Origin of the sequence: Streptomyces sp. NPDC048352, assembly GCF_040651895.1 — a bacterium.
GTDB lineage: Bacteria > Actinomycetota > Actinomycetes > Streptomycetales > Streptomycetaceae > Streptomyces.
Map to the genome: position 1 here is coordinate 46,687 of NZ_JBEZKZ010000032.1, position 14,741 is coordinate 61,427.

At 72.8% G+C, this 14,741-nt stretch carries 13 protein-coding genes; 10 read left to right on the forward strand and 3 right to left on the reverse strand.

Features of this window, described 5'->3' with window-relative positions; genetic code table 11:
• The first annotated feature begins 15 nt into the window (after positions 1-15).
• Positions 16-2,052 carry an FUSC family protein gene (locus AB0D45_RS18480; protein WP_362460118.1) on the forward strand — a complete coding sequence of 679 codons (2,037 nt, stop codon included), beginning with the start codon at positions 16-18 and terminating at the stop codon, positions 2,050-2,052.
• Positions 2,053-2,180: 128 nt separating this feature from the next.
• Positions 2,181-2,426, forward strand: a complete 246-nt coding sequence (locus AB0D45_RS18485) for a DUF397 domain-containing protein (RefSeq protein ID WP_361600792.1) — start codon at positions 2,181-2,183, stop codon at positions 2,424-2,426.
• A gap of 184 nt (positions 2,427-2,610) precedes the next feature.
• Here AB0D45_RS18485 and AB0D45_RS18490 read toward each other — a convergent pair whose 3' ends face one another.
• A complete protein-coding gene (locus AB0D45_RS18490; protein ID WP_362460121.1) occupies positions 2,611-3,099 on the reverse strand; it encodes an ATP-binding protein in 489 nt (162 codons plus the stop codon).
• Between the two features lie 362 nt (positions 3,100-3,461).
• Here AB0D45_RS18490 and AB0D45_RS18495 point away from each other — a divergent pair, with 362 nt between their 5' ends.
• The 5 genes from AB0D45_RS18495 (at position 3,462) to AB0D45_RS18515 (ending at position 8,246) form a co-directional block, all read left to right on the forward strand.
• Positions 3,462-4,340 carry a helix-turn-helix transcriptional regulator gene (locus AB0D45_RS18495; protein ID WP_361600797.1) on the forward strand — a complete coding sequence of 293 codons (879 nt, stop codon included), beginning with the start codon at positions 3,462-3,464 and terminating at the stop codon, positions 4,338-4,340.
• 92 nt (positions 4,341-4,432) lie between these two features.
• The gene (locus AB0D45_RS18500; RefSeq protein WP_362460123.1) at positions 4,433-5,890 is read left to right on the forward strand and encodes an aldehyde dehydrogenase family protein; all 1,458 of its coding nucleotides are present in this window, start codon (positions 4,433-4,435) and stop codon (positions 5,888-5,890) included.
• 131 nt (positions 5,891-6,021) lie between these two features.
• Positions 6,022-6,534 carry a DinB family protein gene (locus AB0D45_RS18505; RefSeq protein WP_362460125.1) on the forward strand — a complete coding sequence of 171 codons (513 nt, stop codon included), beginning with the start codon at positions 6,022-6,024 and terminating at the stop codon, positions 6,532-6,534.
• Positions 6,535-6,631: 97 nt separating this feature from the next.
• Positions 6,632-7,390 (forward strand): MerR family transcriptional regulator, encoded by a 759-nt coding sequence (locus tag AB0D45_RS18510; RefSeq protein ID WP_362460127.1) that lies wholly within the window; start codon positions 6,632-6,634, stop codon positions 7,388-7,390.
• A gap of 133 nt (positions 7,391-7,523) precedes the next feature.
• Complete coding sequence (locus AB0D45_RS18515) at positions 7,524-8,246, forward strand: VTT domain-containing protein (protein ID WP_361600809.1); 723 nt, start codon at positions 7,524-7,526, stop codon at positions 8,244-8,246.
• 78 nt (positions 8,247-8,324) lie between these two features.
• On the opposite strand, the gene AB0D45_RS18520 is transcribed toward AB0D45_RS18515, so the two are convergent.
• Both AB0D45_RS18520 and AB0D45_RS18525 read right to left on the reverse strand, forming a co-directional pair.
• Positions 8,325-9,968, reverse strand: a complete 1,644-nt coding sequence (locus AB0D45_RS18520) for a threonine/serine exporter family protein (protein WP_362460130.1) — start codon at positions 9,966-9,968, stop codon at positions 8,325-8,327.
• A 189-nt stretch (positions 9,969-10,157) separates the two neighbouring features.
• Positions 10,158-10,652 (reverse strand): inorganic diphosphatase, encoded by a 495-nt coding sequence (locus tag AB0D45_RS18525; RefSeq protein WP_361600844.1) that lies wholly within the window; start codon positions 10,650-10,652, stop codon positions 10,158-10,160.
• A 165-nt stretch (positions 10,653-10,817) separates the two neighbouring features.
• Here AB0D45_RS18525 and dacB point away from each other — a divergent pair, with 165 nt between their 5' ends.
• The 3 genes from dacB (at position 10,818) to tilS (ending at position 14,699) form a co-directional block, all read left to right on the forward strand.
• On the forward strand, positions 10,818-12,269 hold the full coding sequence (gene dacB, locus AB0D45_RS18530; RefSeq protein ID WP_362460132.1) for a D-alanyl-D-alanine carboxypeptidase/D-alanyl-D-alanine-endopeptidase: 1,452 nt from the start codon (positions 10,818-10,820) through the stop codon (positions 12,267-12,269).
• 46 nt (positions 12,270-12,315) lie between these two features.
• On the forward strand, positions 12,316-13,461 hold the full coding sequence (locus AB0D45_RS18535; RefSeq protein WP_362460134.1) for a zinc-dependent metalloprotease: 1,146 nt from the start codon (positions 12,316-12,318) through the stop codon (positions 13,459-13,461).
• A 197-nt stretch (positions 13,462-13,658) separates the two neighbouring features.
• Positions 13,659-14,699: a tRNA lysidine(34) synthetase TilS gene (gene tilS / locus AB0D45_RS18540; protein WP_361600821.1), complete on the forward strand. Its 1,041-nt coding sequence runs from the start codon at positions 13,659-13,661 to the stop codon at positions 14,697-14,699.
• Positions 14,700-14,741: the final 42 nt, after the last annotated feature.

Below are 14,741 nucleotides of genomic sequence, written 5' to 3' on the forward strand. Positions count from 1 at the left end.
GTTACGCTCGGTCCCATGGGCTGGCTCCGCGCGCTGAAGGACACCGCGCGGGCGGGCGTGGCGGTCGAGCGGGCACGGTTGGAGCCGCTCGTCGCCTTACGGGCCGCCGTGGGGCTGGCGATCGTCATCGGCGCCGGGCTGGCGTTCCTGGGCCCCGGGGCCGCCGCCAGTTCCGCCTTCGGGGCGTTCATGGCCGCCATCGCCACCTTCCAGCAGAGCTGGCGCCCGCGCCCCGCCCTCGCCCTCGCCTCCGGGCTGACCCTGGCCGTCTCGACCTTCACCGGGTACCTGGTCGGCTCCTCCCACACCGGGCTCTTCCTGCTCCTCCTCGCCGCCTGGGCCTTCGCGGCCGGGCTGCTGTGGGCGGCCGGGCCCACCGCCGGGATCATCGCCTCCGGCAACGTGGCGATCATGCTGGTCACCGTCACCCTGCCGACCTCCGTTCCGCAGGCCGCCGGGCACGCCGCCGTGATCGCCGCCGGCGGGGTGGTGCAGGCGCTGCTGATCGTGCTGTTCCCCGTCCGCCGCTGGGGCGCCCAGCGCGACGCCCTGGCCGACGCCCTCGCCGCCGAGGCGGACTACGCCCGCCGGCTGCGGCACGACCCCCTCTGCCCCTTCGACCCGGCGCCCCTGATGAAGGCCCGCGCCGCCGCCGCCGTCACCGTCCGGCAGGCCCGGCGGCGGCCCGCCGAGCTGCACGGGGCGCGGGGGCTCGCGGAGCGGATCCGGCCCGTGCTGGCCTCGCTCGCCGACCCGGCCGTCGGGGCCCCCGCCGAAGGCCCGGCGCGCGAACGGGTGCGGGAGCTGCTGGACGCCGCCGGGGCGGTGCTCGACGCCGCCGCGCACGCGATCCGCCACGGGGACCCCCTGCGCCTGCCCGGGCCGGCGGCGGCCGCGCTGAAGGCCCCCGACCTGCCGGAGGTGTTCACCGGCGCGCCGCTGCGGGCCGCGCGCAGGCTCGCCGCCCTGCTGGACGACGTACGGGAGACGGCCGAGCCGCGCTCCGGGCGCACCGCCGACCCCGCCGAGGCCATGCTGCGGCCCGCCCTGGTGCCGCTGGTGCTGAAGGACGTACGGGCCGAGCTGCGCCCCGGATCGCCCGTGCTGCGGCACGCCGTGCGGGTCACGGCGGCGGCCTGCGCGGGCTACCTCGTCGGGCACGCGCTGCCGTTCGGGCACGCGTACTGGGCGCCGATGGCCTCGGTAATGGTGATGCGGCCCGACTTCACGCAGACCTGGTCCCGGGCCGTCGCCCGCTTCGCCGGGACCCTGGTCGGGGTGGGCGTGGCCACCGCGATCGTGCAGCTGGCGCAGCCGGGGATGTACCTGTCGGGCCTGCTGGCGGTGGTCAGTGCGGGGCTGATGTACGTCCTGATGCGCACCGGGTACGCCGTCGCGCAGCTCTTCGTCTCCGCGTACGTGGTCTTCCTGCTCGGCATGGGCGGCGTGCGCTGGGACCAGACCGTGCCCGACCGGATCGCCCTCACCCTCGTCGGCGGGGTCGTGGCGATGCTCGCCTACGCGGTCTACCCCGCCTGGGAGACCCCGCGGCTGCGCACCCGCCTCGCCGACTGGCTCGCCGCCGACGGGCGGTACGCGGCCGCCGTGCTCGGGCAGTACGCCGACCCGGCCGGGGCGCGGCGCGCCGACGTGCGGGAGGCCCTGCTGGCGGCCCGGGACGCGCGGATCGCCTGGCAGGAGGCGCTCGTACGGGCGGAGGGGGAGCCGGTGCGCCACCGGGGACTGTCCCGGGCGGCGGCCGAGGGCGCGGGGGACGCGCTCGCGGCGCTGGGCCGCAACGCCATGCTGCTGGAGGCCCACCTCCCCGACCCGTCCCACGCCCCGGTGCCCTGGGCGGCGGAGCTGGCGCGGGCGGTGCGCGAGGCGACGCGGGCGGGCGCGGGGGCGGTGCGGGAGCGGCGGGTCCCGCGGTGGGACGGGGTCCGGGAGCTGCTGGCCGATGCGGAGGCGCCCGGGCCCGGGGTCCTGCGCGGGGCGGCGGAGCAGCTGCTGGGCTCGCTGGAGGAGGTGTCGGAGGCGCTGCGGCCCTGAACCGGCCCAATCGGTGATCAACAGTGAGGGGCGGAGCACCGCGCGTGCACGTGCATCTGCCCATGCATGCGGTGGGGAACACAGCTATGATCCGGTGCAGTTGACATCTGCACTATCGGGGGCTTCCTGTGGACCACGCGTACAACGGGATGGCAGCTGCAGAACTCACTTCCTTGTACGAGCTGAACTGGCAGAAGAGCAGACACAGCAACTCGCAGGGTTCCTGTGTGGAGTTCGCCAGGCTGCCCGGGGGCGATGTCGCCATGCGCAATTCGCGCTTCCCGGACGGACCGGCGCTCGTGTACACGCCGGCCGAGATCGAGGCACTGCTGCTGGGCGTGAAGGACGGCGAGTTCGACCACCTGATCGCCTGATCACCGGATCACCCTGTCCCACCTGACGACCCGCCGCCGGGCCGCCGACCGACGCGAGAACGGCAGACGGCCGACGCGGATCCCCTGAGGAACAGCGCCGATCGAGCCATGCACGTGCACTGGCCGGGACCGGTCGGGTGACCGGTCCCGGCCAGTGGGCCGAGCGGATGCGGATGCGGAGCGGTCAGGCCGGCAGCAGGAAGAGCGCCCAGACCACCTTGCCGGTCAGCCGACCCGCGAGCGGGTGCCAGCCCCAGCTGTCGCTGTAGGAGTCCACGAGGAACAGCCCCCGCCCCGACTCCAGGTCGCAGTTCTCGTCCGTGCGCTCCGGCGCGAAGGAGCCGCCCGGCCGTTCCTCGCTCGGGTCCCGCACCGCGCACACCAGACGCGTGCTCCACCGCATCAGGTGCAGCCGTACCGCCGCCTCCGGCTCGGCCCCGCAGGGGCGCGCCTCGTCCGGCAGGGCGTGGCGCAGGGCATTGGTGACGAGTTCGGAGACGACGAGGGAGACGTCGTCGAAGCGTTCGTCCAGACCCCACTGCGACAGGGTGGACCGGGTGAAGGAGCGGGCGCCGCGCACCGCTTCGAAGCGGGCGGGCAAGGCGCAGGAGGCGGACCCGGAGACGGCCGAGGGGTCGACCGGGGGCAGCCCCTGCCGTAACGGCTCGAGCATGGTCGATCCATTCGTCCCCATGCGAGGCACTCCCGGGATTCGCGGACGAAGCGGGCGGCTCCGTCCAAAGAGAACTGCGGGGTGGGTCCCGCGCCGGCGCGAAGAGCACGCAGGTGCGCGGCACCATCGTTCCGAATGCCGAAGCCGGATGCAAGGGCAGATGCACGTGCACGCGCCGGACCTGTCCGCTCCCGTGACGGTTCTTGCTCATTTCTTCCTACGCATACTTACGGACTTCTTTTCCGGGACGCCGGATTCCGTTACAGAACGAGTACGGGCCGATGCGTTTTGGTGGCAGACTGCGGCACCGGGGTGCGGGGGCCCCGAGGCACGCACGCGCACACCACGCGCACACCTTTGCGATGGGGAGGGCAGTACTAGTGACCGCAGAAGCCAGCGGTTCTGTGGTGCGCCGCATCCTCCTGGGCTCACAGCTCAGGCGACTCCGAGAATCCCGCGGCATCACCCGTGAGGCGGCCGGCTACTCGATCCGCGCATCCGAATCGAAGATCAGCCGCTTGGAGTTGGGAAGGGTGAGCTTCAAGGCCAGGGACGTGGAGGACCTCCTCACGCTCTACGGGGTCACCGACGGCGCCGAGCGGGAGTCCCTGCTCGGCCTGGTCCGCGAGGCCAACGCGGCCGGCTGGTGGCACAGCTACGGCGACGTGCTGCCCGGGTGGTTCCAGACGTACATCGGGCTGGAGGGCGCCGCCTCCCTCATCCGCATCTACGAAGTGCAGTTCGTGCACGGCCTGTTGCAGACGGAGGCGTACGCGCAGGCCGTCGTGCGCCGCGGCATGCCGGGTGCCGGCGCCGCCGAGATCGACCGCCGCGTCGCGCTGAGGCTGGAGCGCCAGAAGGTGCTGGTCTCCGAGAACGCCCCGGTCTTCCACGCGGTCCTCGACGAGGCCGCGCTGCGCCGTCCGTACGGCGACCGGGACGTGATGCGCGGCCAGCTCGAACACCTCATCGAGATCAGCCAGCGCCCCAACGTGCGGCTCCAGGTGATGCCCTTCTCCTTCGGCGGCCACGCGGGCGAGAGCGGAGCCTTCACCCTGCTGCGCTTCCCCGAGTCCGACCTCCAGGACATCGTCTATCTGGAACAGCTGACCAGCGCGCTCTACCTGGACAAAGAAGAGGAAGTGGCGCAGTACGCACGGGCGATGGAGCGGCTCCAGGCCGACTGCCCGGACCCCGGGCAGACCCGGGACCTTCTGCGCGGTCTGCTCCAACTGTCTTGATCCGCACGTACTATGACGTCTGATCAGTGCATGAAGATGACCGATCGGTCTCCGGTGCAGCGCACGGGTGCGCGCTCGCAGTAAGGGATGGCATGTCCATATTCACCGACCTGGCTCACCAGTACATCGACGGCGAATGGCTGGCCGGCACCGGTTCGTGGGACATCATCGACGTCAACCCCTACAACGGGGAGAAGCTCGCGGCCATCACCGTGGCCACCGTCGAGCAGGTCGACCAGGCCTACCGCGCGGCCGAGCGGGCCCAGCGGGACTGGGCGGCCACCGGCCCCCACGCGAGACGCACCGTCCTGGAGCGCGCCCTGCGCATCACGGAGGAGCGCCGCAAGGAGATCGTCGAGGCGATGATCGACGAGCTCGGCGGGACCCGTCCCAAGGCCGAGTACGAGGTCCACCTCGCGATGGAGTTCCTGCGCGAGGCGGTGCAGCTGGCCGTCCGCCCCGAGGGCCGCATCCTCCCCTCGCCGGTCGAGGGCAAGGAGAACCGGGTCCAGCGCCTCCCGGTCGGCGTGGTGGCCGTCATCAGCCCCTTCAACTTCCCCTTCCTGGTCACCCTGAAGTCGGTCGCCCCGGCCCTGGCCCTGGGCAACGCGGTCGTGATCAAGCCGAACCAGAACGCCCCGGTGGCCGGCGGCGGGATCATCGCCAAGATCTTCGAGGACGCGGGCCTGCCGGCCGGACTGCTGAACGTGCTGGTCACGGACATCGCCGAGATAGGCGACGCGATCCTGACCCACCCCGTCCCCAAGGTCATCTCCTTCGCCGGCTCCGACCGCACCGGCCGCCACGTCGGCTCGGTCGCCGCCCGCCACTTCAAGCGCACCGTCCTCGAACTGAGCGGCAACAGCGCCCTGGTCGTCCTCGACGACGCCGACGTCGACTACGCGGTGGACGCGGCCGTCTTCAGCCGCTTCGTCTTCCAGGGTCAGGTCTGCATGGCGGCCAACCGGATCCTCGTCGACGCGGTCCTCGCCGAGGAGTTCACCGAGAAGTTCACCGCCCGCGTGCGGGCCCTGAAGACCGGCGATCCCCGCGAGGCCGACACCCACATCGGCCCCCTCATCAACTCCTTCCAGGCCGACGCCCTGACCGCGCTCGTGGACCGCGCCGTGGAATCCGGGGCGCGGGTGCTCGTACGGGGGTCTACGCGCGGCAACCTGGTGGAGCCGACCGTCCTCGCCGGGCTCCCGGAGGACTCCCCGCTGCTGCGCCAGGAAATCTTCGGCCCCGTCGCCCTGCTGGTGGTCTTCGACGGCGAGGAGGAGGCCGTACGCCTGGCCAACGCCACCCCGTACGGGCTGAGCGGCGCCGTGCACACCCGCGACGTGGAGCGCGGGGTCCGCTTCGCGCGGCGCATCGAGACGGGCATGATCCACGTCAACGACTCCACCATCGGCGACGAGCCGCTCGCGGCCTTCGGCGGCGAGAAGGCCTCGGGGCTCGGACGGCTGGGCGGCGAGGCGACGGTGGAGGCCTTCACCACCCAGAAGTGGATCTCGGTCCAGCACGGCCGCACGCAGTTCCCGTTCTAGGCGGGACGCGCGGGGGTACGAGGGGATCCGTCCCGGGCGGCGATTGAGGACAGAGGCTGACCGCAAGCCGCCGTAACGTGTTTCTCGTCAGCAGCAGACGGCACGCAGCACACGGACAAAGGCGGTTGGTCATGGCTCAGCTTTCCGAAGAGGTCCCGGGCGACGAGCGCGGCACGCTCCTCACCTTCGTCGAGGCCCAGCGCCGGGCGATCCGGGAGGCCCTGGAGGGGGTGACCGAGGAGCAGGCGGCGAGCCGGCCGAGCGCCAGCGAGCTGTCCCTGTCCGGGCTGCTCAAGCACGTGGCCGAGATGGAGCTCGGCTGGCTGCGGATGGCGCAGCGGCGGGAGAACGAGATCATGCGCGACCGCCGGGACTACGCCGACGGCTTCCGGCTGCTCGGCGACGAGACCGTCCCCGGCCTGCTGGCCTTCTGGGACGGGGTCCGGGAGGAGACGGAGGCCTTCATCGCGGCCGTCCCCAGCCTGGACGACAGCTTCCCGCTGCCCCCCGCGCCCTGGTTCCCCGAGAACGGCAAGGTCTCGATGCGCTGGATGCTGCTGCACCTGGTGGAGGAGATCGCCCGGCACGCGGGCCACGCCGACATCATCCGGGAGTCCCTGGACGGCACCAAGGCGATGGGCTGACCCCCCGCCGCTGCCCCTCTTCGGGAAGAGGACTTGCACCTCACGCGGCGTGAGGAACCACAGTGGAGGGCGTACCCAACCAGAGGAGCGGAAAGCGATGGGCTACTCCGTGGGCCAGGTCGCCGGTTTCGCCGGAGTGACGGTGCGCACCCTGCACCACTACGACGAGATCGGCCTGCTCTCCCCGAGCGGCCGCAGCGGCGCGGGACACCGGCGTTACGACGACGCCGACCTGGACCGGCTGCAGCAGATCCTGTTCTACCGGGAGCTCGGCTTCCCGCTCGACGAGGTCGCGGTCCTGCTGGACGATCCGACATCGGACCCGAGGGAGCACCTGCGCTGGCAGCACGCCCTCCTGTCCGAGCGGATCGCCCGGCTCCAGCAGATGGCCAAGGCCGTTGAGCACGCCATGGAGGCGAAGAAGATGGGCATCAACCTCACGCCCGAGGAGCGGTTCGAGGTCTTCGGGGACAAGGACCCCGAGCAGTACGCCGAGGAGGCCGAGCAGCGCTGGGGCGGCACGGAGGCCTACGCCGAGTCGCAGCGCCGGGCCGCCACGTACACCAAGGACGACTGGAAGCGGATCCAGGACGAGGTCGCCGACTGGGGCGCCCGCTACGCGGCCCTGGTGGCGGACGGCGCACCGGCCGAGGGCGAGGCGGCCATGGACCTGGCCGAGGAGCACCGCCTGCACATCGGGAAGTGGTACTACGACTGCCCGTACGAGATGCACACCTGCCTGGGTGACATGTACGTCGCGGACGAGCGCTTCAAGGCGTACTACGACTCGATGGGGGCCGGCGTCGCCGAGCACCTGCGGGACGCGATCACGGCGAACGCGGTGCGCAAGGCGTAACCGCTCCTTTCCCGATACCGCCCCCTCCGGTCCCTGGAACCCGGTGGGGGCGGTGTGCGTTCATAATTGAGACCGCCTGCCTCGTCGCGTCCCCCACCGCAGACGTCCCCCTGATCCAGGAGAGCCCGGAAACGTGGAACCCCTCTACACGCTTGCCCTCGGCCCCGAGTGGCTGTCCCCGGAGTACCTGATCGGGCAATTCGGCCTGATCGGCATCCTGGTCATCGTCTTCGCGGAATCGGGCTTCTTCGCGTTCCTGCCCGGCGACTCCCTGCTGTTCACCGGCGGTCTGTTCGTCGCCAGCGGCGACATCACCCAGCCGCTGTGGCTGGTCTGCACGATGATCGCGGCGTCCGCGATCCTCGGCGACCAGGTGGGATACCTGCTCGGCAAGTTCTTCGGCCCGAAGCTGTTCAACCGGCCGAACAGCAAGGTGTTCAAGCGGGAGAACCTGGACGCGGCGCACGACTTCATGGAGAAGCACGGCCCCAAGGCGATCGTGCTGGCCCGTTTCGTGCCGCTGATCCGCACGTTCGCGCCGATGGTGGCGGGCGCCGGCGCGATGAGGTACCGGACCTTCCTGACCTTCAACATCATCGGCGGCGTCCTCTGGGGTGCGGGTGTCACCTGCCTCGGCTACCAGCTGGGCCAGTTCGAGGTCATCAAGAAGAACGTCGAGGCGATCTTCATCGGCATCGTGCTGATCTCCGTGATCCCGGTGGTCTTCGAGGTGCTGAAGTCCCGCAGGACCAAGAAGACCGACGCGGCCGAGGCCCCCGCGCAGCAGCCCGGGTACCCGCAGCAGGACCAGCAGCCGCCGGCCCCCGGCCAGCGCGGCCGCCACGCCAAGCGCTGACGGCCCCGCCAGAGCCCCTTGCGCCCCGGAGACGGCCCGTCTCCGGGGCGTACGCGTACCCGGGCGCCGGGGGGCGCCTCAGAAGCCGCGGGTGCGCTTCGCCGCGGCCCGCTTGGCCGCGCTGCCCGCGCCGGGGATCCGCATGAAGAGCCGGGAGGTCTCCGAGCCGAGGTTCACCCCGACCGCGATCGCGAGGGCGATGGCGGCGGCGTTGGTGAGCGAGGCGAGCCCCGCGTCCAGCCGGTTCTCGGCGATCGAGAGCAGCCCGTAGTACGTGGCCGAGCCCGGCAGCAGCGGCCCGATGGCCGCCGTCACGTACGGCAGGGCGGAGGCGAACCGGTAGCGGGAGAAGAGCTGCCCGAACAGGCCCACCAGCCCGGCCGCGATGGCCGTGGACGGCACCGGCGGCAGCTCCGCGGCCCGCAGCGCGCCGAAGGTGACCCAGGCGACCCCGCCGTTGAGGGTCACGATCCACACGGTGGAGCGCTCCTGCTGGAGCAGGATCGCGAAGGTGAACACCAGGACCATCGAGGCGAAGATCTGGAGCACCGGCCGGTGCGGGATCTGGAGCACCTCGTCCGGGTTCGGCGAGGCGCCGAACTGGAGGCCCACGTAGATCACGACCAGTACGCCGACCACGATCCCGATGAACAGGTACATCACCTCCAGCAGGCGGGCGGAGGCGGTGATGTAGAAGCCGGTCAGGCCGTCCTGGACGGCCGCGACCAGGGCCCGTCCGGGCAGCAGCGCGAACAGGCCGCCGGTGATCACGGCGGAGGCGCGGACGTCGAACTCGGCGATCTTCAGGGCCACGCCGATCGCCGCCGGGGGCATCGCCGCGACGACGAACTGGTAGAACTCCGGCAGCCCGCGGCCGGCGAAGTACCAGGCCAGGCGGTCGCCGAGGACGGCGCCGAGGGCGGCGCAGAAGAAGACGGTCACCCCGCCGCCGACGAGGGTGGAGGCGGCCCCGGCGAGCAGTCCGGCGGCGGCGGTGAGCACCCAGGTGGGGTACGGGTGGCGGTTGCGGCGGATCACGGCGAGGCGGCGGTAGGCCTCCTCGAGGGAGACCTCGACGTCGGGCGTGCTGATGTCGGCCACCAGCCGGAAGACGGCGGCGAGGCGGGTGTAGTCGGTGCCGCGGCGGCGCACCGTGCGGTTCGCGGAGACGGGGTCCCCCACCAGGGAGGGCTGGTGGGTGATCGACAGCAGGGTGAAGGTGACGGTGGGCTCGCAGCGGTCGAGCCCGTAGGAGCGGGCCACCGCGAACATCGCGGCCTCCACGTCCTCGGCCCCCTCGCCGCCCGCGAGCAGCAGCTCGCCGATGCGCAGGGTGAGGTCGAGCACGCGGCCCACGGCGGGGCCGGACTCGCTCTGCTTCTGGACCGGCTCGGGCACGGGGCGGACGTCCACCGGCATGCGCAGCATGGTGCGCATCCGGTCCTGCCAGGGGGAGGAGACGGGGAAGCCGGGGGCCGGGAGGGGGGTGTGGGCGGGCGGGGAGTGGCTGGCGCTGTAGGTGGCCGGGGTGGCGAAGGCGGAGCCCTCGGGCTCGGCGGGGAACGCGTCGGGGCCCATGCCGTCGGGGACGGCGAACTCGGAGGTCGGCTGGTCGTCGTCCGGAACCTCGGGTTCCATCCCGGGCGGGGCGGTGAACGCGCTGCGCGCCTCGTCGGACTTCGGCTTCCGGTCCTCGGGACCGGGCCCTTCGGCCTGCGCCACGCATCCTCCCACCCTTGATCACCTGGCGGTATCAGTATGCGGAATCGTTTCGTCCGTGGCGAAAGAAGGCCGGACCCGCGGCACGTGCGCTCCCGGTGGGGCCGGACGGGTCGCGGGGCCGGGAACGCCGCAGCGGGCGGCGCCCCCGGTGTGGGGGTGCCGCCCGCTGCGGACGGGCGTCGCGGAGCCTCAGTGGTGGCCGCCCTGCGCCTCCAGGCGCTTGTACGAGGCCTCGATCTCGGCCTCGGCCTCGGTGCGGCCGACCCAGTTCGCGCCCTCGACGGACTTGCCCGGCTCCAGGTCCTTGTAGACCTCGAAGAAGTGCTGGATCTCCAGGCGGTCGAACTCGGAGATGTGGTGGATGTCGCGCAGGTGCTCGACACGCGGGTCGGACGCCGGCACGCACAGCAGCTTGTCGTCGCCGCCCGCCTCGTCCGTCATGCGGAACATGCCGATCGCGCGGCACTTGATCAGGCAGCCCGGGAAGGTCGGCTCGTCCAGGATGACCAGCGCGTCCAGCGGGTCGCCGTCCTCGCCGAGGGTGTTCTCGACGAAGCCGTAGTCCGTCGGGTAGCTGGTCGAGGTGAAGAGGCGACGGTCCAGACGGATCCGGCCGGTCTCGTGGTCCACCTCGTACTTGTTCCGCGAACCCTTGGGGATCTCGATGGTGACGTCGAACTCCACGTCCTGCTCCTCCATGATCAGCTCCGGCCTCGTGCCGAAGCTTGACTGCTTCGAGTGATAGCGCGTCCGGCCCAGCCCTCCCCCGGCTACCGCTGGGTGGTACCCCCAGCCGGGTGGGGTGCCATGCTCGCGGCAAGACGCAGTGGTTAAGTGTCCCTCACGCATATGTGTGATCGCGAAAGGGGCTGGTCCGAGGTGCCATTGGTCAAGACGTGGCAGCTCATCGCGGGGTCGGCCGTCGCCGGCCTCGCCCTCTCGGCGGTGACGGTGGCCGCCGCCGGTCCATGGGACTCCGGCCAGCGTAAGGCCGAGCGGGACAGGGCCGCCTCCTGGAGCGGCACGGGTGGCGCAGATCACGCCGCCGGGGGCCTGCCGCGGACCGCGCCCAGCGCCCCCGGCGTCCTGGCCGGGCTAGCCCCGCGCACCGCGAACGCCGCGCCCGCCGGCGGCGGCACGCTCGCCGGGGCCCTGGCGCCCCTGCTGGCGGACCCCGCGCTGGGCACGGTGCGCGGGGCCTCGGTGGTCGACACCGCGACGGGCCAGGTGCTCTACGAGTCGGGCGCGGGCGAGGCCATGACCCCGGCCTCCACCGTCAAGATCGCCACCGCGAGCGCGGCCCTGGCCGCCCTCGGCCCCGAACACCGCATCCGGACCACCGTGACCCCGGGCGCCGGGCCCGGGGAGATCGTCCTGGTCGGCGGCGGCGACCCGTCCCTGACCGCCAAGAAGAAGAGCCCCGCCGGATCCGGCGGCAGCCTCGTGGCCCTCGCCGCCGACACCGCCCAGGCGCTCAAGGCCGCCGGCACCGACACCGTGACCCTCGGCTACGACGACTCCCTCTACACCGGCGCCGTCCTCCACCCCCTCAACGACAACACCAACATCGCCCCCGTCACCGCCCTCACCGCCGACGAGGGACGCCCCGACGACTCCACCTCCGGACCCGTCGCGCGCACCGGCGACCCCTCCAAGGACACCGCCCGCGCCTTCGCCGCCCTGCTGCGCGACCGCGGCATCAAGGTGGGCGGCGAACCCGCCAAGGCGAAGGCCCCCGCCGGGGCCCAGCCGCTGGCCACCACCCTCTCCACCCCCCTCGCCGGGCTCGTCGAGCGGATGCTGACCAACAGCGACAACGACATCGCCGAGGCCCTCGCCCGCCAGACCGCCCTCGCCGCGGGGCAGCCCGCCAGCTTCGAGGGCGCCGAGAAGGCCGTCACCGAGAAGCTGGCCTCCCTCGGCCTCGACCTCACCGGCTCCCGCTTCGCCGACGGCAGCGGCCTCAACCGGGCCGACCGGCTCAGCACCCGCCACCTGACGGCCCTCCTCGCCAAGGCCGCCGACCCCCGCCACCCCGAGCTGCGGCCGGTCCTCACCGGACTGCCCGTCGCCGGCTTCACCGGGACCCTGCGCGCCCGCAACACCGCGACCTCCCCGGCGGCCGGCCTGGTGCGCGCCAAGACGGGCACCCTGAACGGGGTGAACTCCCTCGCCGGCACCGTCGTGGACCCGTCCGGGCGGCTCCTGGCCTTCGCCTTCCTGGCGTCGAACACCCCCGACAAGGCCGCTGCCGAGAAGGGCCTCGACAAGCTGGCCGCGGCCGTCGCCGCCACCCCCTGACCTCCAGGGGGATCCGCCGCGGCGCGGGTCCACGTACCGTTGACGCATGACGAGCATCGGTGGTGCGGAGATGGTCGACTGGAACCTCGCGGTGGCGACCGCGACCCGGCTGGTGAGGCCGGGTCCGGAGGTCAGCCGCGACGAGGCCCGGGCCGTGGTGGCGGAACTGCGCCGGCACGCCAGGACCTCCGAGGAGCACGTGCGCGCGTTCACCCGGATGATGCCGGAGGGGTCACCCCTCCCCGACACCCCCGTCCTCGTCGTCGACCGGGCCGGCTGGGTCAGGGCCAACGTCGCGGGCTTCCGCGAACTGCTCGGCCCGCTGCTCGGCAAGATGCAGGACCGCCGCGCGGCCACCCCCGGCGGCGCCGTCATCGGCGCGGTCGGCGGCAAGGTCACCGGCGTCGAGCTGGGCATGCTGCTGAGCTTCCTGGCCTCCCGGGTGCTCGGCCAGTACGAGACCTTCGCGCCCGGCGGCCCCGACCTGCCGGGCGGCGCCGCCACCGGCGGCCGGCTGCTGCTCGTCGCGCCGAACATCGTGCACGTCGAGCGCGAGCTGGAGGTCAGCCCGCACGACTTCCGGCTCTGGGTCTGCCTGCACGAGGAGACGCACCGCACCCAGTTCACGGCGGTGCCCTGGCTGCGCGCCCACCTGGAGGGCGAGATCCAGACGTTCCTCGGCGCCACCGAACTCGAACCGGGAGCCGTCCTCGAACGGCTGCGCGAGGCCGTCCAGTCCTTCGCCGGAGCCCGTGCCGACGGCGAGCGCGGCGACGAAGGGCGCTCGCTGGTCGAACTCGTCCAGACCCCGGAGCAGCGCGAGGTGCTCGCCCGGCTCACCGCCGTCATGTCCCTGCTGGAGGGCCACGCCGACTTCGTCATGGACGGGGTCGGCCCCGACGTGGTGCCCTCCGTCGCCGAGATCCGGGAGAAGTTCCAGCAGCGCCGGGCCAGCGGCGCGGGCCGCCTCGACGCCGCCCTGCGCAAGCTGCTGGGCCTGGACGCCAAGCTGCGCCAGTACCGCGACGGCGAGCGCTTCGTCCGGGCCGTCGTCGGCCAGGTCGGCATGGAGGGCTTCAACCGGGTGTGGACCTCGCCCAACACGCTGCCGACCAAGGCCGAGATCGCCCGCCCCGCCGAGTGGGTGGCCCGGGTGCACCGCAAGGGGGGCGCGGACACCGGAGAAAGGTGAAACAGGAGGCGTAAACATGTCTCACTGGGGGAAGCAGCATCACCCTTCCGAGGGACCGTGGGCCGTGGAAGGGCGTGCGATGCTCAGGGAACGGCTCGGTTCTGTCACCATCGACGCACTCTGAGTGACATTCCGCATCTTCCCCGGCGCAACACCCGAAGCCTCCGAGCATCCGAACTCCACGAAGGGCACCGGACATGGGTCCCCATCCTGCGGTCGCGGCGATACGCCTGGCGGTCCGCCGCGTACTCCACGACGTCCTCACCGACCTCACCGACAGTCCCGCACCCCGCGCCACGGCCGGCACCCAGCCGCTCGTCCTCGTCGCCTGCTCCGGCGGCGCGGACTCCATGGCGCTCGCCTCCGCCCTCGCCTTCGAGGCGCCCAAGCTCGGCGTCCGGGCCGGCGGCATCACCGTCGACCACGGCCTCCAGCCCGGCTCCGACCTGCGCGCCGCGGAGGTCGTCTCCCGCATGACCGCGCTCCGCCTCGACCCGGTGGAGTCCGTCGCCGTGCGCGTCGGCCGCGACGGCGGACCCGAGGCCGCCGCCCGCGACGCCCGGTACGCCGCCCTGGACGAGGCCGCCGACCGGCTGGGGGCCTGCGCGGTGCTGCTCGGCCACACCCGTGACGACCAGGCGGAAACCGTCCTGCTGGGCCTCGCCCGCGGCTCCGGCATCCGCTCGCTCTCCGGCATGGCGGAGGCCTCGGGCGGCCCGGGGGCCCCCGGCCGCACCAAGCGCTACCGGCGCCCCTTCCTCCAGGTGGACCGGCAGACCGCCCGCAAGGCCTGCATGGTCCAGTCCCTGCCGGTCTGGGACGACCCGCACAACATCGACCCCGCCTACACCCGCTCCCGGCTGCGCCACGAGGGACTGCCCGCCCTCGAGAAGGCGCTCGGCAAGGGAGTCGTGGAAGCGCTCGCCCGTACCGCACAGCTCTCCCGGGACGACGCCGACGCCCTCGACGCGTGGGCCGCCGACGCCGAGGCGGGGGTGCGCGACGAGGACGGCCGCCTGGAGTGCGCCAAGCTGTACGCGCTGCCCCCCGCCGTCCGCCGCCGGGTGCTGCGCCGGGCCGTCGTCGCCGCGGGCTCGCCCGCCGGCTCCCTCTTCGCCCGGCACATCGAGGAAGTCGACCGCCTCATCACCGGATGGCGGGGCCAGGGCGCCATCAACCTGCCCGGCCGCGTCGAGGCCCAGCGGCAGGGTGGCAGACTTGTCATCCGGCAGGGCTGATTGGTGCTGAGACACGGCTGAGTCCTCCGGGGACACCCCCCG